Origin of the sequence: Allorhizocola rhizosphaerae (assembly GCF_003426775.1) — a bacterium.
Lineage (GTDB): Bacteria > Actinomycetota > Actinomycetes > Mycobacteriales > Micromonosporaceae > Allorhizocola > Allorhizocola rhizosphaerae.
On record NZ_QJUG01000173.1, the window covers coordinates 1 to 17,916 of the forward strand.

General features: G+C 67.8%; 12 protein-coding genes and 1 pseudogene. 3 read left to right on the plus strand and 10 right to left on the minus strand.

The window, feature by feature from the left end; genetic code table 11:
• The 3 genes and pseudogenes from DM816_RS29770 to DM816_RS29780 all read right to left on the minus strand — a co-directional run.
• A pseudogene (locus tag DM816_RS29770) lies at positions 1-625 on the minus strand (FHA domain-containing protein); the annotation flags it as partial.
• Positions 626-675: 50 nt separating this feature from the next.
• On the minus strand, positions 676-960 hold the full coding sequence (locus DM816_RS29775) for an SHOCT domain-containing protein (protein ID WP_211588912.1): 285 nt from the start codon (positions 958-960) through the stop codon (positions 676-678).
• Positions 961-1,527: 567 nt separating this feature from the next.
• Positions 1,528-4,863, minus strand: a complete 3,336-nt coding sequence (locus DM816_RS29780; RefSeq protein WP_162907974.1) for an SCO7613 C-terminal domain-containing membrane protein — start codon at positions 4,861-4,863, stop codon at positions 1,528-1,530.
• A gap of 179 nt (positions 4,864-5,042) precedes the next feature.
• Between DM816_RS29780 and DM816_RS43020 the strand changes: the two genes are divergently transcribed.
• Both DM816_RS43020 and DM816_RS29785 read left to right on the plus strand, forming a co-directional pair.
• On the plus strand, positions 5,043-5,210 hold the full coding sequence (locus tag DM816_RS43020; RefSeq protein ID WP_162907975.1) for a hypothetical protein: 168 nt from the start codon (positions 5,043-5,045) through the stop codon (positions 5,208-5,210).
• 94 nt (positions 5,211-5,304) lie between these two features.
• On the plus strand, positions 5,305-6,540 hold the full coding sequence (locus tag DM816_RS29785) for a cellulose-binding domain-containing protein (protein ID WP_117213704.1): 1,236 nt from the start codon (positions 5,305-5,307) through the stop codon (positions 6,538-6,540).
• A gap of 93 nt (positions 6,541-6,633) precedes the next feature.
• Here DM816_RS29785 and DM816_RS29790 read toward each other — a convergent pair whose 3' ends face one another.
• The 7 genes from DM816_RS29790 to DM816_RS29820 all read right to left on the minus strand — a co-directional run bounded on the left by DM816_RS29790 (position 6,634) and on the right by DM816_RS29820 (position 14,516).
• A complete protein-coding gene (locus DM816_RS29790; protein WP_117213713.1) occupies positions 6,634-7,470 on the minus strand; it encodes a patatin-like phospholipase family protein in 837 nt (278 codons plus the stop codon).
• Between the two features lie 42 nt (positions 7,471-7,512).
• Complete coding sequence (locus DM816_RS29795; protein ID WP_162907976.1) at positions 7,513-8,916, minus strand: hypothetical protein; 1,404 nt, start codon at positions 8,914-8,916, stop codon at positions 7,513-7,515.
• A complete protein-coding gene (locus tag DM816_RS29800; protein WP_342768768.1) occupies positions 8,897-9,700 on the minus strand; it encodes an alpha/beta fold hydrolase in 804 nt (267 codons plus the stop codon). The genes DM816_RS29795 and DM816_RS29800 overlap by 20 nt, the downstream gene beginning before the upstream one ends.
• 143 nt (positions 9,701-9,843) lie before the next feature.
• Complete coding sequence (locus DM816_RS29805; RefSeq protein WP_117213707.1) at positions 9,844-10,512, minus strand: response regulator transcription factor; 669 nt, start codon at positions 10,510-10,512, stop codon at positions 9,844-9,846.
• The gene (locus DM816_RS29810; RefSeq protein WP_117213708.1) at positions 10,491-12,257 is read right to left on the minus strand and encodes a sensor histidine kinase; all 1,767 of its coding nucleotides are present in this window, start codon (positions 12,255-12,257) and stop codon (positions 10,491-10,493) included. The genes DM816_RS29805 and DM816_RS29810 overlap by 22 nt, the downstream gene beginning before the upstream one ends.
• A 205-nt stretch (positions 12,258-12,462) precedes the next feature.
• Entirely contained in the window at positions 12,463-13,842 is a 1,380-nt protein-coding gene (locus DM816_RS29815) for a sensor histidine kinase (RefSeq protein ID WP_162907977.1), read from the minus strand.
• Positions 13,839-14,516, minus strand: coding sequence for a response regulator transcription factor (locus tag DM816_RS29820; protein WP_246002421.1), 678 nt, complete (start codon positions 14,514-14,516; stop codon positions 13,839-13,841). The genes DM816_RS29815 and DM816_RS29820 overlap by 4 nt, the downstream gene beginning before the upstream one ends.
• 101 nt (positions 14,517-14,617) lie before the next feature.
• On the opposite strand from DM816_RS29820, the gene DM816_RS29825 reads away from it, so the two are divergent.
• Positions 14,618-17,629 carry an efflux RND transporter permease subunit gene (locus DM816_RS29825; RefSeq protein WP_117213710.1) on the plus strand — a complete coding sequence of 1,004 codons (3,012 nt, stop codon included), beginning with the start codon at positions 14,618-14,620 and terminating at the stop codon, positions 17,627-17,629.
• Positions 17,630-17,916 lie beyond the last annotated feature (287 nt).

Here is a 17,916-nt window from a genome sequence, read left to right on the forward strand (position 1 = left end):
GCGGGCGAGGGCCGGCGTCGCCGAGCGGGGCGTCGTGGCGTGGGCAGGACGGCTGGGCGGCGCGCAGGCGCGGGATCGGCTGGCCGGTGCCCCGGCGGGCCGGACCGAACGCGCCGCACTCCGGGTCGGGGCAGCGCCACCAGCGTGACATCATGCGCTGGCCCACCGGCGACGGGCCATGCGGGATCGTGTTGCGGGGGTTGAGCACCGCGCCACCGGCGCCGGGGAGCGGTGCCCAGGTGGCGGGCAGCATGCGGGAGATCACGGGCAGGCCGCTCAGCTCGGAGATCTCGACCACCCGCTGGCCTGCGCCCGGTACCACCTCGACCATGCCGTCGTCGGCCCAGCGGCGCATCACCATGCGCTCGTTGGAGGTCAGGTCCTGATTGGACAGCAGCGACTTGTCCACCACACAGTAGGTGAGCACCTGCTCCTCGCCCACCTGCCGGGCAAGCGCGTCGATGACCAGGCCGAGCCGCAGCAGATTGGCCGGGCGGCCGGCACCGCCGTCGAGGTCGGCGCAATACATCATCTCCGCCACGTCGAGCACAGCCGCCGCCAGCGCGGGGTCGGTGGAAAGACGACGCTCCATCGCGTCTAGCACCTGACTGACCTCAAACCGCATGCAGAAGAGGCTACCAAGGTGGGGACGGATCTCAGCAGGTCAACAATCCGTCAAGCCCGCAGGCGCGTCCGTTCGTCCGTGTACTCCTCGTCGGTGAGCAAACCGCGCTCGTGCAGATCGTTCAGCAGCGCAAGCGCCGAGTTCTCGGCGTGCGGCCGGAAGACCAGATATATGAGGGTACCGACGAAGGGCAGCAAGATCACGCAGAGCATCCACAGCGCCTTCGCCCACCCCGCGAGATCATGCCGCCGGAAGATGTCCACCAGCGCGAACGCCCAGATCAGCAACAACGGGATGAACACGAGCAGCAGCCAGAACACATCCCAAAAGTCCACACCACCAATTATCCCCAAAAATCCGACACCCTCCCGCCCGCTTCCGCATTGATCATGAACTTAAGTCCATGTTCGACGGCGTGTCGCGACACAAACTTCATGGTCAACGCACGCCGGCGCGGCTGCCGCGATCGAGCTGATCAGGACGATCATCGCCCGCGAGAGCGGGGCGACCAGTGCGACCAGGCTTGCCCGCCTGGTGAGGCGCCTGCCTCCCGACTTCAGACCGGCGGCAACCGACGTCTGCCGATTTCTGCCGGCCAGGACCGACGGACGACTTTCACCCAGGCGGCTACTGCTTACGTCGCAGCGAGTTCGCGCCCAGTCCGCGCCGACGCGGGCCGGACTCAGACTCCGCAGACTCCGACGTGGTGCGAGGCGATTCAGCATCGTTCGAGGGGACACAGCGCCCACGCGGACGGGACCAACGCGACGAGAGCGAGTGCAGGGCGATTCGGCACCAGGCGAGCGGACACAGCGCCCACGCGAACAGAGCCAACGCGACGAGAGCGAGTGCAGTGCCGCGCAGGCGGGGTGTGCCGCGGATGCGATCCCGTTTGGGTTGGGTCAGCTCATGCGGGTGACTGTCTCCCGTAGGCGGGCCAGGTCGCGGCGGCGGCGCTCGTAGGTGATCGCGAGTCCGACCAGCAGCAGGCCGAAGATGGCCAGCGGGATCCACGTGGGCACGAGCTTCCACGCCAGCACGATCTCGTGTAACCCGAGCACGATCAGGGTCCCGCCGCCGAGCAGGAACGGAGCCTGCTTGCGCCACACCGCCCCGGCGATGGTCACGGCGAGTGCGCCGATTCCGAGCAGCAGGCGCCGCCACTCCCCACCCGTGGTCAAGAGAACCGCGCCGAGGCTCGGCAGCAGCGCAGCACCCAAAGCAGGCCCATAGGCGGCCCAGCTCGACAGCCCGCGCGTGAAAACCACCCCGAGTATCACCGCGACCACCGCGATCGGCAGAGTGTAGGCCTCCAGCGTGCCCACGTCGTATGACCGCAGCAACACGACCCACGCCACGGCCTCCAACACACCCGCGCTCACGGCCCGTTCCACGGGCTGCCGTCGCAAAGCGGACAGCCCCACAGCGACACCCCAAAGCGCGAGCACACCCGCCGTTGCCGTCGTCGATTCGAGCCCCAAGACCAGCGCGACCACCGCCGCCCCGTGAGCCGCGGCCTCCGCCGCGACCGCCACGGCAAAGCGCATGAGCGAAAGCCCGAGCAGGGTCCCGGCGACGAGCAGCACCAGATAGGCGGTCGCCTCGGGCCTGAACCCAGCCAGCTCACCGGACTCGTATGCGAGCCACACTGTCGCCGCCGCGCCCACCAACCACCCGGCCACCCGAGCCGCCACGGGCACTGCGGCCACCGCGACAACAGCCATCGCCACCACGACCAACCCAAGTGCCGCGACGAGGGCCCACCGTTGTTGCGCCGCACCGTACAACGCAGACCCGGCAAGGACAACACCCACGATCACCAACGCGGGGTTCATCCGCCGCAAAATGGCCGTCACCACCGTGGACAGTCCAAACACGAGAGTCACCGCGGGCAGTGTCGGCCAAGGCGCACCAAAGTACGCCAGCCACATGAGCACCGGCAGGACCGCCGCGAACACTCCGATCAGGACATTGCGCCAGCTCAACATCAGCACAGCCACGAGCAGCAGCGTGATCGCGATCGCGTTGGGCAGGGCCACGTTCACCGACCCACCTCGGTCCCACAGCACGCTGGCCCAATCACCGAACGTCCACCCGAGCGCCACAACGATTGGATAGATCGCGACCCAACGCGCCCACACCCACCCACACCGGAACACGACCATCGCGGCCGCCATCGCCGCCAGCCCCGCATAGATGGCCTCGGACTCGTTGCCCGGCAGCACCGGCCACAGTGGATAGACGGCGATGACAAGCCCGGCAACGACGTGGTATCCGCGATACAGGCGCGCCGCCCCGAGCAGCGGCACAACGAGCACGGTCATGACGAGCACCCGCCACGACGCGACCGGCCCACCCCCGAAGGCCGCCACCGTGAAGTACGCGAGCCACGGCAGCGCCAGGTCGACAACCCCCGCCGCCACCCCGCCGATGGGATGGTATCCGCGCCGCGGCGCAACCATCGCCACAGCAAGCCCGAGCACCACAACCGCCGTCAGCGCGAACATCGTCCTGACAGGAGGCTCGCCCAGCTCGACCGCGATCGCGTGCGCGCCAAGCCCCAAAGCAGTGAACCCGACCAGTTCCTGGAAGCCCGTGCGATCGTGGAAATAGGCCCACACCAACAAGGCCGCCGCGACCGCAACGTCCGCAATGGACGGACCGGGCAGCACCATCGCGAGCGTGACCGCCCCCGCCACCACAAGCAAATCGCGCATGTAGCCACGCGCAAGCAGCACGGCCCCACCGGTCAGCAGCACGATCGCCAACGGGCGTTCCCACGCGAAAGCCTGCGGCTGGCCCAACACCGATTCCGCCCCGAGCCACGCCGCCCAGACGAGCGCGATGACCGCAGGCACGCCCAACGCCACGTACGCACCGATCCGCGCACCTATCGCCCACGGATTCGGCTCAGCCTCAAGCGGGGCCGGCGCCTTTGCCTGTTCCTTAGCCGGATCGAACGTGCTCCACAGCGCAGGCATGCGCTCGTCGGCCGGCTCAGGTTCAGGCTGTGGCACGGGCTCCGGGGAAGGCACAGCCACACGCCCCAAAACCCAAGCCAGCAAAGCAACCAACGCACCAGCCGCCGCAGCCACAGCCAACCTACCGGACGCGGAAACTTCCGGCAGCACCGGCCGCACCAGCCCGGCCGCGAGCGCGACCGCCACCGCCGCACCCGCGACCACCCGATGCGCGAACGCGCCGCCAACCCAGGCCCCGAACGCAATGACCACCGCCACTGCAACCAACGCAACGGACGACAGGATCGTGCCCCGCCCCACCCACGCGAGAACGGACATGAGAAGCGCGAGCAGAAGCGCGATCGCGTGCAGCAGCGAAGCCAGCACCGCAAACCCCATCGGCGCCCGCTTGAGCCGCAGCACCGCGATGTTGCCCAGCGCCAGCGCCGCATAGATCAGCGCCCAAACCTCTGCCACCGCATCGGATTCGGCGAAGAACAACGGCAACACCGGCTGCGCGGCCGCCAGTGCCATCAGGTCGGGCCCGGTCAGCCGGAACAGGCGCCCGTAGGCGAACGCGGCCAGCGCCGTGAGCGCACACACCGTACCGGCATAGAAACTGGCATCCCAGGAGTCCTTGATGCCACCCAGATTGACAAACCAGGCGGCGTAACCGTCCAAAAGCAACAGCAGAAGTCCGAGCGCTGCAAAGGTTTCGGCGGTCGCGCGCAGCCCGCGCCGCAGCACCAGCGGCGGCACGGCGAGCGTGACCAGCGTGACGACCGTCAGGATCGCGGCCCGCCCGGTCTGGCCGAACTTCGCCCACGCCACCACCGTGAAGACGATGGCCGCGATGCCCAGCAGCAAACCACCGAGAATGAAGAGCAAATTTTGGACGGTACCGGTGGAAGCCTCCGCCCGTCCGGCGATGCCCACCTGCTCCGGGGCACGGGCGGGTTGCGGCGCGGCTGTTGGGCCCGGGGCGGAGGTTCTGGCGGTCGCGCCGGTTTCGGCCGCCACAGCGGCACGCACAGCGGTCGCATGCGCCTCACGCTGCCGCCGCGCGTCGGCCAACTGCCGCACGAGCTCATCGTGCCGCAGCTTGGCCTCGTCGACCTGCCGCCGCAGTTCCTGGATCCGGACATCGAGCCCGATAACGGCCGCCGCATCCGGATCCGGGGCACGCCCGCACCCCGGGCACGGATGCTCCAGCGTGGTCGACGTCGCACACACCGGGCACGGATAGGCCGACGCCGGCACCGCGGACTCCTCAGTCATGAACGACAGCATGCACTAGGCGTTTCGCCCGCACTATCGGGCGGTGTACTCAATCCCTGCTCCGGATGGGTACTCAGTCGGTTAAGTCGGCCACATGGACGACCCCGCGGGTGCGGCCTTGCGCCTGACGGTCCTGACCGCAGAAGCGGAGGGCCGCGATCGCCGGTCTGATGTGGATAGTGGGCGGGGTTGCCGAGATCGCTTGGCGCAAGCGCAGCAGCGTCCTGCTGGGCGTGCTCAGCATCGCCGCCGGGCTGGCCGTGCTGTTCGCGCCGAAGCTCTCACTGACCGCCATGGCCGGTTTTCGTGGAAACCCGGACGCGGAGACGGCGGTTGTGCCGGAGTGATTCGGGCTTTAATCTGATGTAGATCGATTCGTGGCGAAACCGGGCGCTCGCGCTGGATCGAGAAAGTCCAGTCCTTTCTCCCCCGGAGTCACCTATGATCTCTCCCCCACACCGGCGCGCCATGGTCGCCGCGCTGGTCATCTCCCTGCTCAGCTGGGTCGTCACCGCAACCGTGGCCAATGCCGCGGCCGCCGGCTGCCGCGTGGCCTACACGATCCCGTCGCAGTGGGGCGGCGGGTTCACCGGCAACGTCGCCATCACCAACCTCGGTGACCCGGTCACCGGCTGGACCCTGCGGTGGTCGTTCACCGCCGGGCAGACCATCACCCAGATCTGGGGCGCGACGCGCACTCAGAGCGGCAGCCAGGTGGCGGCAAGCAACGAGAGCTACAACGGCAACATCGGCACCAATGCCACCGTGTCGTTCGGCTTCAACGGCACGTGGAGCGGCAGCAACCCGGTGCCGGCATCGTTCACGCTCAACAACGTCACGTGCACGGGCAGCGTCACCTCGCCCACCGGCAGCCCGACCAGCAGCCCCACCGGGCAACCGCCGTCGAGCAGCCCGCCACCCACCAGCGGCTGGAACCCGCCGTCCAACCTGGTGCAGCCACTGAACGAGGTGTGGGCGCACGTCGAGCAGACCTACAACGGCGGCAACGGCGGCTGGAGCCGGTTCCGCAACTACGGCTGGGACCAGATCATGGCCAACCGTGGCTTTATCAACTACTGCGTGCGGTGGGACTCCAGCGCCTCCGTCACCACCGCGCAGCGCGATGCCATCCACGCGCAGCTGCAAAGGCAGTACAAGAAGTGGATGGACGTCATGGTGGGGCACAACGCCTTCCCATACTCATCCGTGCCCGTGCGGGTCGTGGGCTGGGCGGTGCGCAACCGTAGCCAGCTGCAGTGGTCCGACACCTCGGTCGACATCTACGTCAATGACATCCGTGAGAACGCGCCACAGTGTTCGGAGCCGTGTGGCCGGTTCTTCCACCAGGACGGCAACTACTCGGGCTGTCCGGGCGGGGCGGCCCGGCATTACGACCAGTCGCTGTGGCTGACCGACGGGTTTGGCGGTGGCGCCGGTGGCGACTGGGGCCAGCGCATGGGCCGGGAGTATTTCATGAACAATCTCAACAGCGCCGACGTCACGATCCTGCTGCATGAGATCGGCCATACCTACGGCCTGGACGACTTCTACGACTGGACGCCGACCGGGCAGTGCTGCTTCATCATGAAGGCCGGCAGCTCCGCGGTCATCACCGACTTCGACCGGTGGATGTTCCGCGACTGGTGGCGCCACCTCAAGAGCCGCTACGGGTTGTAGTTGACGGCCCTGTGTTTCACCGCTTCGCGATGAAAAACAGGGACTGCGCGACCCACCCGGCAAGCCCCACGTAGTTCGCGCGGGCTGGGTTCATCACGAAGCGTTGAACCCAGCCCGCTGCGCAAGATAATCGCGTGAGGCGGCGTAGGCCGCGCTGACGCGATGCCTCACCCCGGCGGTGTCGCGGTAGGCCCACGGGCTCTCATCCGCTTCGGCACCGCCGGGTAGCACATGCACGCGCACACCGGCCGGCGCCCGCGCGAGCTCCTCGGCAAACCGGGCGCGCCGCGCGAGCTCCATCGCCACGGTCGCCGCCTCCCACGGGCGCTGCGGCGGCTTCAACGGCTTCTCGATCCGGCCCACCTGAAGCACGAAAACCTCTTGCGCACCAAGTGAAACGGCCCGCGCAACCGGCGTCGGGTTGACCACCGAGCCGTCGATGAAATGCTCCTCGCCGATGGCGACCGGTGGCAGCAGGCCGGGCACGGCCGCCGACGCCATGACCGCGGGCACGACCGGCCCCGCCGTGAACCAGTGCTCGGCCGCGCGCTCGATGCTCGCGCCGACCAAATGCAGCGGCACCTTCAGCTCCTCGAACGACAAATCAGGCCCGAGATGGCGTTCGAGAATGCGGCGCAGCGGGGCGGGCGGGTGCAGATGTGTGCGCGTCGCGAACCGGCGCATCTGCCGCGGGACGGAATCGCCGTAAACCTCGTTCAGCTCAGGGCTGGCCCACAGCCGTACCAAATCATGAATGACGGAAGGGTCGGGATTGCCGGCCACCATTGCCGCATTGATCGCGCCGATGGACGTGCCCACCAACACATCCGGCCGGATGTCGGCACGAAACAGCGCGCGCAGCATGCCGACCTCGACCGCGCCCAACACGCCACCGCCGCCGAGCACAAACCCCACCGACCCCGCCCGCACGCCCCTCATCCTGCCACGATGCGGGACACGGCCAGTGCCCGCCTACCTGAACGCCTGGATCGCGCCGAACACGAGCCCCAGCACCACGATCAGTTGCGGCATCAGGACCACAAATATGATTTTCGGCACAACCCGTAGCGGTTTGATTTTCGCCGCGCTGATCCATTCCAGCTGGTCCAGCAGCACCTTGCGGTCCGCCTGGTATCTGACCTCCGCCATGGCCTCATTGATGCCGATCGGCGCCGGCGCGACCGCTCTCAGATTGGCGATTTCCCGATCGATGGCCGCCACCGCGTTTCGCAGGGGTCGGGCTTCGGCGGCCTTGGCCTCCGTGACCGCGCGATGAAAGATGATTCCCGGTGTCACTATGAACAGCGGCACGCTGAGGCACAGCACCCACATCAGGAAACCCACGGGCGAGGACACGCTGAACCCGAGCACGGATCCGATGACGGCGATGGACGAGCTGAGTAGCAGCAATGCCTGCCACACCGTGCGGTACACCTTGCCAAGGGGTCCCCAGCCGAAGTCGCCGTCGGCCTCCGCCCAGTCGGCTCGGTATCGGCAGACGTGTTTGAGCGCGGCGGCGACGTAGAGCGAGTAGGCCCCGCCAGTGAAGAAGGACAGCACCACCGCGAAGGCGATGATGGCGACCAGAAAATACAACCCATGACCCAACGTGTTGTCGTTACCCGCCCACCATGCGGCATAGGTGGCGTGAAGCCAGTCCTGCCGGTCGTCGCCGGTCAGGCCCGTGGGCGCGATCTTCACGAACAGGCCGCCGTTGCGCTGCCCCTGGATCAGGGCCAGCGCGAGCACAAACGAGGTCAGCAGGATGACGATGGTGACCAATGAACGCACGCGCTGTGCGCTCGCCCGCACCGCGCCGAGGAAGACGGTGAGCGAGTTCTCCTCGATGTCGTCCCGTTGGCCTGTGGACCACCGCCTGAACAACCACGCGGGGACGAGCCAGTGCCCGCCATATGTCTGCTCCACGTCGACCCGGCCGTCCCGCTGGTAGAAAACCTGTTTCGGGCACAGGACACCGTTGCGGACCAGCTGCGGCAGGCATCTGGCCATGCGGTTCCACTCGTGGCGCAGCAGGACCAGGCTGGTCGAGATGGTGATCAGAAGGAACCAGCTGGGAACGTCGCGCACCAAAGGGAAAACGGGCCGCGAGTCCGGCACCCCGCCGAAGCCGAAGATCCGCCGCGCGTCGTCCCAGAGCTGCAAGTCCCCGGCCGATCCGACGGTGCCCTGGTACAGGTTGATGAGCACCAGGAACGCCGCTGCGAACACGCCGAACAGCCAGAACCAGCGCGCCTTGCGCCACCTCGTCGGGATCGTCACGACGAGATCCTGCGGGTCGAACCGATCGGCAAGCGCCAGCCCCCGCGCCGTCACCTCCGGTGTGGCCACCGACCGGTCAAGGATTTCCTGACTCATCCAATCCCCACCTCACAAACAGCGAGACCAGCTCGGCCGTCCGTTCGATCATCGGCCAGTGGCCGCAATCGCTGATCTCATATTGGTTGGCAATCTTGCAAAGCTCGACGGCGGTGCCGACATCGTCGGCGTTGATCAATCGATCGCGCGATCCCCAGACGAGATCCACCGGATGCGGGATCGCGTGCATGATGGCCTCGAAATCGATCCGGTGGGCGTCGAGCAGAATCCGAAGCACCGTCGGGCTTCCCGAGCCTTCGAGCGCCTGCACGACGGTCATCGGGTCGAGCCGGTGCGGTGCCGCGACAAAGGGCCACAACGAGGCCCACCGCACCATCCGCGACGCCGCCAGCAGCCTGCGGGCCGCGGCCGTCACGGGTATCACGCCGACGAGAAACTGCGCCGCGACAGCCAGGCCCAGGCTCCCGCCGGTGAGCATGCGCCACGGACGCTGGGCCACCCGGGTCGCCCGAAACAGCGTGCCACTGACCAATATGGACCGCCGGAAGCGCATGCCCGGTGTGGCGGCCAGGATCGCGGCGACCGTGCTGCCGATCGAGTGCGAGACCAGGATGGAGTCCTGCAGATTGTGCTCTTGCACGAACCGGGCCACCTTCTGCGTGGCGTGGTGCAGCTCGAACCGGTCCCTGGTGCGGCTCGCGCCGAAGCCGGGCACGTCGATCGCCATGGAGTAGGCGTGCTTCGCCAGCTCCGCTGCACCGCCGCCCACTGCTGCCGCGCCCCGCCGAGCCCGTGCACCAGCAGGAAACCCGGTCCAGACCAGCGATGTTCCGTGCCCGCCTCGGTAAAGGCGATCCCCTCGACACCGGCACCCACGAAGTCAGGGTGGCGCGGTGCGTCGGTGCCTGTCCTCAGTGCTAGCTATGGTTTTGTGCGGTGCGATTCATTCATCGCAGCTGGAGCCGGCTATCCCTCCCGGCCCTGCCTGGCCCGCAAATACATGAGCACTGCCACAACCCTTTGATTGATTTCTGGTACGTCTTGAATGCCAAGGTTGGCGAACATCGCGCGAATGTGCGTCTCCACCGTGCACTCCTTGATGTTCATGCGAGCGCCGATTGCGCCGTTGTTGAGCCCCTCCGCCATGAGGGCCAGCACCTCCAGCTGGCGCGGCGTGAGCCCGTCCAGCCCCTGGTGCGATCGCCCTTTGAGCATGAGCGCGCTGATCGCCGGATCGACCACATATCCGCCGGCCGCGATGCGCTCGACCGCGGCCACGAAGCCGCCCGCCCCGGTCGCGCCCTCCTTGAGCAGGTAGCCGGCCTTGCGCATGCCGTCCTTGACCAGCGTCGTGAAGAACCGCACCTCCCGATATTGCGATAGCAGCAGCACCCCGACCTCGGGCAGCTCCCGCCGGATCGCCATGGCCGCGCTCATGCCGTCTACATCGGACTCCGGCCCGAGCTTGATGTCGATTATCGCCACGTCCGGGCGGGCGGTCCGCACGGCGGCCAGGAGGCGAGCACCGTCCGCGGTCTCGGCGAGGACGTCGATGCCGTTGTGGCGCAGATGCTCGGACACCAGCTGCCGGAGAAGGGCCTGGTCCTCGGCGATCACGACGCGGACACGGGCCATGCCTGTTCACCCTCCTTTGGTACCAACGGTTTGCACGGTAGCGCGACGGTGAGCAGCGTGCCCCGCCCGGCCGGGCTGGTCACGGTCATCGCGCCGCCGATCGCCTGGATCCGGTCCTGAAGCCCGAGCAGGCCGCGCCGGGCGGACAGGCTCGCGCCGCCGACGCCGTCGTCGGCGACCTCCAACAGCAAGGCGTCTCCCGAGTGACGCATGCGGACCCGCGCCTCGGTGGCCCGCGCGTGCTTCAGGGTGTTGGCGAACGCCTCCTTCACGACCATATAGACGGTGTATTCCACGATCGGTTCCAGTCGTGGCACGTCCTCACCCGCCACGGTGACCGCAATCGGCATGTCCCGGGCGAGCGCCTCCACGGCGGCGCTCACCCCGAAATACGTCAGCGCGGGCGGGTGCAATCCGTGCGCGATCTCGCTCAGCTCCTCCCTGACCTTGCCGAGCGCCTGTTCGCAGGATGTCAGGGCGGCCAGTGCCGGTGTGCGCGGGTCAGCACCGAGCCGATCGATGGCCGTCCTGAGGTGGGTCGCCGCGATCACCAGGGTCTGCTGGACCCCATCGTGGAGATCCTGGCCGAACCGGCGCCGCTCCGCGTCGGTGGCCTCCACGATTCTCACCCGGGACCGCCGGACCTCGGCGAGCATGGCACCGGCAAGCCGTTGCCGCTCAAGCACGATCGAGGCACCGGCCTTGACCGCGTCGAGCCGCACGCGATCCTCGCGCAGCGCGGGATCGTGCGTGAGCACGGCCAGTGGCCGGTCCTCGTAGTCGATGAAAGTCACGGCGCCCGACTCGTCGTCGGCGGGCAACTCCATGCCGTTCCCGTCGCCGTCCAGGTAGGACATGCGGTGCTCGTCCCACAGACCCAGCCGCAGCGTCGGGTCCTTCAGGCTGCGCGAAATGATCGATCGCAGCCGCTCCGGCGAGACATCGTCGGACAGGCCGAGCTCGACCAGGAGCGAATCGACCCGGGTCGCGCCGACCCGCACACGCAGCACGCCGGCGATGAACCCCAGCGGCAGCAGGCAGAACGCAATCTTGTAGGCGAGCAGTCCGGCCTGGGCGTATCGGGTCTCGTGGCCGAGGATCCCGCCGAGGGCCGTGGCCAGCGCGCCGATGACACCGGTCACAAAGATGGGCGCGAGCACATAGCGCATCGGCCAGCTCGCCCGGGTCCAGCGCCGCAGCATCACCCACACCACGGCGACCGCGACCACGCCGCTGCCCAGCCGCATGCCGGCGTTCACGATCCCCACCATCGCCGGGTTGTCCCACACGAGCAGCACATTTTCCGGCTTGTGCAGGCCGTGGCTTGCGGGGTGATAGAACGGGAGCCCGATGGCCGGCCACACGATGGCCACCACGTAGGCGGACGCGGCGATGATCCGCCGGGCCGTCGTGCGAAGCTCACCCGAAGGGAACGCGAGCACCAGGTGTGCCGAGAACGCGACGGACGCGTGCGAGAGCAGCACGCCGATCGTGAACACCCACGGCGTCGGAGAAAACTGGAGATCCTCGGCGAACAGGCTCACGCCCACGAGCACCATGAGCAGGCCGACGCGGGCGTGAGGCTTGCGGGCGTGCGCGACCACGCCGGCCGCGAGGAACAGGAATCCCGTCAGCCCGCCGAGGATCACATCGGCGTGGGGATGGGATCCGTCGCGCCATTTGAGGTACAGCCCGGCGGAGCCGAGGGCCACGCCGCAGGCGGAGAGGAAACCGATCAGCCGCACACATCGGTTCTAGTCGATCCGCGCCACCCAGGAAACAGCCATCGCCGGCCCCGGCCGGCATCGGAAGCTTGTCGTCGAGCGTCAGCTCAGCGAAGGTGCCCGGTCCCATCGACTGCCATGAAGGCAGGGCCAGCCGCACACGAGGGACGTCGCCGCGCAGCGCCGCCGACCTTGTTGCGGGTTGGCTTAACGCTCGTCACTGTGTTCAGGCGAAGCCGTGATCTTCGTGCGACCGGGGCCGGGCCCGGAGCGAACCGGTCTGCGGCGCTGCGGGAATCAGCGGGAGCAGCACCCAGAAGGTGGCGCCGCCGCCGGGCGTGGGGCGGTGGCCGACCGTGCCACCGTGCGCCGTTACGAGAGCCTTCACGATCGAGAGCCCCAGACCCGAACCGGTGGACGGCGAGCGCTCGTGATCGCGGGCGCGGGCCGGGTCGACCCGGTAGAAACGCTCGAACACCCGGTCGCCGTGCTCGGCCGCGATGCCCGGACCCCGATCGGCCACCTCCAGCAGGGCCTGACCACCGTCCACCCCCACCCGTACGGTGATCGGCGTGCCGGTGGGCGTGTGCGCGAGCGCGTTCGTCACCAGGTTGGTGACGACCTGGCGCAGCCGGTCCTCGTCACCGAGCACCACCGGATCGGCGTCGCCGACCAGCTCCAGATCCACGAGGTGGCCCTCGATGGCGTCGGCCGCAATGGGTACCAAATCGATGGCTTCAAAACGCAACGGCCGCTCCTCGTCCAACCGGGCGAGCAGCAACAGGTCTTCGACGAGCACACCCATGCGGGTCGCCTCGGCCTCGATCCGTGCGATCAGCGCCCGCGTCTCGGCGGCGTCGGTCACCGCGCCCTGGCGGTACAGCTCGGCCAGCCCGCGAATCCCGGTCACCGGGGTGCGCAACTCGTGTGAGGCGTCGGCGATGAAGCGGCGCAGGCGAATCATCGAGCCCTCGATGGTGTCGAGCATCGTGTTGAGGGTGCGCGACAGCCGGCCCATCTCGGTGTCGGGCCCGGCGAGCGTGGGCACGCGGCGCGACAGGTCTCCGCCCGCCACGATCTCCTCGGCGGTCTGCTCGACCTCGTTCAGCGGGCGCAGCCCGACCCGGACCATCATCACCCCGAGCAGTGCGCTCAGCCCGAGCACGGTCAGCATCACCGTGAACTCGATTTTGATGAACTTGCGGACGGTCTTGCCCAAGCCGGTCAGGTCGTACGCGACAAGTACGGTCCCGCCGCTCGGGTGGTCGAACATGAGCACGTGATATCCGGGGTGATGGCGCGACCCGTGCTCGTAGAACACCTTGTCCCGCTGGGGTTCTTCAACCTCGAACTCGTCGCCGTACACCCGCCCGGACGGATCGCGGTACTGCACCACGTATCCGGTGATGCCCTCGTCCAGTTTGGACGGATCCATCAGCAGGATCCGTTCGCGCGCCTGGTAAAGCTGCTCGTCCACTTGTTCGGACAGATAGTCACGCAGCAGGTGGGCGCTGGCGAACCCGGCGAAGCTGAAGCCCAGCGCCACCACACTGAGCACGCCGACCAGCAGCCGGGTGCGCAACGACCAACGCCTGGGCGACTTCACCCGCGTGGCATCCGCAGCGAGTACCCGAACCCGCGCAGGGTGTGGATCAGAGGCGGATCCATCACGTCGATCTTGCGGCGCAGCATCGAGATGTATGACTCCACGATGCGGGCGTCGCCGCCGAAGTCGTAGCGCCACACGTGGTCGAGGATCTGCGCCTTGCTCACCACCCGCTCGGCGTTGACGAGCAGATAGTGCAGCAGCTTGTATTCCGTCGGGCTCAGCTTGATCAGCTTGCCGCCGCGGGTCACGTCGTGCGTGTCCTCATCCATCTCCAGATCGGCGAACTTCAGTGAGGGCGCCTTGTCCAAGACGGTCCGCCGGAGCACCGCCTTGATCCGCGCGATGACCTCCTCCAGGCTGAACGGCTTGGTCACGTAGTCGTCGCCGCCCACGGTCAGCCCAGTGATCTTGTCTTGCACACCGTCGCGGGCGGTCAGGAACACCACGGGCACGTGCCGGCCGCCCGCGCGCAGGCGGCGTACCACATCGAAGCCGTCATAGTCGGGCAGCATGACGTCGAGCACGACCAGCTCGGGCTCGTATGCCTCGGCTATCTTGAGCGCCTCCTCACCCGACGCGGCGGTGCGCACGTCGAACCCGACGAACCGCAGGCTCGCCGAAAGCAGGGACACGATGGTCGGCTCGTCATCCACCACGAGTAATCGCTGCACGTTGCCCAGTCTGCCCGCGTTTTCCCGGCAAACGAAGATCTTGTGGCAAACTTTCAGCTTCGATTCAGGGAGCATGCGCATCGGGCTGATTGGGTGCATGCGTGTCCTTCCTTGCCCGACTCAGTCTCGCCAATCGCGGTCTCGTCGCATTGATGACCATCGCCGTCCTCGGATTCGGCGTCGCCGTCGTGCCGCAGCTGCGCCAGCAGATGTTCCCCGACATCCAGTTCCCGCAGATCTCCGTGCTCGCGACCTACCCGGGTGCCACGCCCGAACTGGTTGAGCAGCAGGTGACGATCCCCATCGAGCGGGCGGTGGCGGGCGTCGACGGCGTCACGCAAGTCACGTCGACCTCCCGCGCCGGGAGCTCGACGGTCACGGCCGCGTTCGACTACGGCGCGGACGTCAAGCAGATCTCGGCCGACATCGAGTCGGCCCTGTCGCGCGCCAACCTGTCCGTCGAGCCGCGGGTCATCGCCGGAACCACCGATGACATCCCGGTCATCACGCTCGCGGCGAGCGGCGTGCCCGACAGTGTGCTGCGGGAGCGGATTATCCCTTCCATTCAAGCCATTGAGGGGGTACGCGAGGCGAGCCTCAGTGGCACGCGGACCAAGGAAATCGTGGTCACGGTCGGGGATCGAGCGCAGGCGCAGGCGGTCATCGCCGCGCTGAACGCGAATGGGGTGTCGACGGCGGGTGGCACGATCGTCGAGAACGGACGGTCCTATTCGGTCAGTGTCGGGGAGCGCTTCACCTCGGTCGACCAGATCCGGACTCTGCTGCAGGGCCGGGCCACGGTCGAGTCCGTCGAGGCGCCCGCGACGACGCTGACCCGCACCAACGGCCAGCCCAGTCTAGGCATCGCGGTCACGGCGGTGCCGGGCGCCAACGCCGTGTGGATTTCGCACGCGGTCAACGATTTGATCCCGTCGCTTGAACACTCCACGGGTGCGGATCTGTCGGTCGTGTTCGATCAGGCACCGGAGGTCGAGCGGTCGATCGACAGCCTTACGACCGAGGGCCTGCTGGGGTTGGCCTTCGCCGTGCTGGTGATTCTCATCTTCCTGCTCTCTGTGCGGTCCACGCTTGTCACCGCAATCTCCATCCCGGTCAGTGTCGTCGTCGCCCTCATCGCCCTGTGGGCCGCGGACTATTCCCTGAACATTCTGACCCTGGGCGGACTCACCATCGCGATTGGACGCGTCGTTGACGACTCCATCGTGGTACTGGAAAATATCAAGCGGCACTTGGCTTCTGGCGAGTCCAAACGCGACGCTGTGCTGACCGGCGTGCGCGAGGTGGCCGGAGCCGTCACGGCGTCGACACTCACCACGGTCGCGGTCTTCCTCCCCATCGCGCTCGTCGGCGGGCTCGTCGGTCAGTTCTTCGGCCCGTTCGGGCTCACGGTGACCGCTGCTCTGCTTGCGTCCCTTATCGTTTCACTCACCATCGTGCCGGTGCTCGCGTACTGGTTCCTCAAGCCCCCGCGCACCCCGAAACCGCGCGAAGCGTCGGCCGACGGCCCGCTGCAGCGGGCGTATGTGCCCACCCTGCGGTTTTCGCTTCGCTTCCGCTGGCTGACACTCTTGGTCGCTTCGGTCATTATCGCGGGTACCGGCGTGCTCGCCACACGCATCGAGACCTCGTTCATCGGTGGGTCCGGCACGACGCTGTCCATCAATCAGCAGCTGCCGCCCGGCACGAGCCTCGCGGCCACGGACGAGGCGGCCAAGCGCATCGAACAGGTGCTGTCCGAAGTAGACGGTGTCGAGCGCTATCAGGTGACGGTCGGCAGCGGGGGCGCAGGCGGCCCCGGCGGTGCCGCTGGTGCGGGCAATCCGACCACCAACCGGGCCATGTTCCGCGTCACGACGGCTCCCGATGTCGCACTCGACGACGTCACCACGACGCTGCGGGACCGCATCGATGCGCTCGGCCCGTCGGTGGGCGAGGTCGATGTGACGGCAGCGCAGGGCCCTGGCGGCTCGTCCAACCTGGCGGTCGAGGTGCAAGCCGGTGACGAGGCCACGCTGCGCTCGGCCACGGAGCAGGTGCGCGCGGCGGTCGCCTCGCTCGCGGGCGTGACGGATGTTCGGACCAACCTCGAAACCAATACGCCGCAGGTAAAAGTCACACTCGACCGGACCGCCGCCTCGCGAGCCGGAGTCACGGACGCGGCCATCGGGCAGTTGGTGGGCGCGAGCTTCCGCGGCACCACGGTTACGCGGGTAGTGATCGATGGTGTCGAGCAGCCGGTTGTGGTGCGCACCGGTTCGGCGCCTACGGATGTTGCGACCCTGCGGAGCCTGCCCGTGGCGCCTGGCGTGACCCTCGACGCGGTCGCCGATGTGGAGATCGTCGATGGGCCCGCTCTCATCCGGCGGGTCGACCAGGCCCGCACGGCAACGGTTTCGGCCACTCCCACCGACGAGGCCCTCAGTTCGGTCAACGCCGCACTGTCGCGCAAGCTCGCCGAGCTCGACCTCCCGCCCGGCGCCGGCTACACCGTGGGCGGTGTCACGCAGAGCCAGGAAGAAGCGTTCGCGGACCTGTTGCTGGCCATGCTCATCGCCATCGCGCTCGTCTTCATCGTGATGATTGGTACCTTTCGCGGCCTGGCTCAACCGCTGATCCTGCTCATCTCGATCCCGTTCGCGGCCACGGGTGCGCTCGGACTGCTCGCGATCACGGGCGAGCCGCTCGGCCTGCCCGCGATGATCGGCCTGCTCATGCTCATCGGCATCGTCGTGACGAACGCGATAGTCTTGCTCGATTTGATCCGGCAATATCGCGCGCAGGGCATGGACACCTATGCTTCGATCGTCGAAGGCGGCCGTCGGCGCCTCCGCCCGATCCTTATGACCGCGGTGGCCACCATCTTCGCGCTGTTGCCCATGTCTGCCGGACTCACCGAATCAAGCGCGTTCATCTCGCAGCCACTCGCGGTAGTAGTCATCGGCGGGCTCGTCACCTCGACCCTGCTCACACTCATCCTGGTACCGGTCCTCTACTCACTGGTCGAGGGTGCCAAGTCCCGCCTGCGCCGCAAGCCCACACCCCCACCGGTCTCACCCACACGACCGGCTTCGCTCGAAGCCCTTGCGCGCTAACACGAAAGCCGCCCCAAACTTGGCCGCTTCGCCCGCACATGCCGAGCGGCCTTGACCCGGTCAAGGTCCCGCACCGGCAGACGAACCACTAACCCCAACCACCCACACCTCGGGCCGGGGGAGCCGCCTCTCCCCCGGCCCGATCCCGCCGGCACACCCTCGACCACCCCTCCCACACATTGTCATCGGCCCAGTTGCACGCCCCACACATCCTTGAACCACGCCCTCCCAACCGGCACCCTCTTCCGCTGCCACACCCTGCCCGTCCCTCCATCCGCCCACACCCT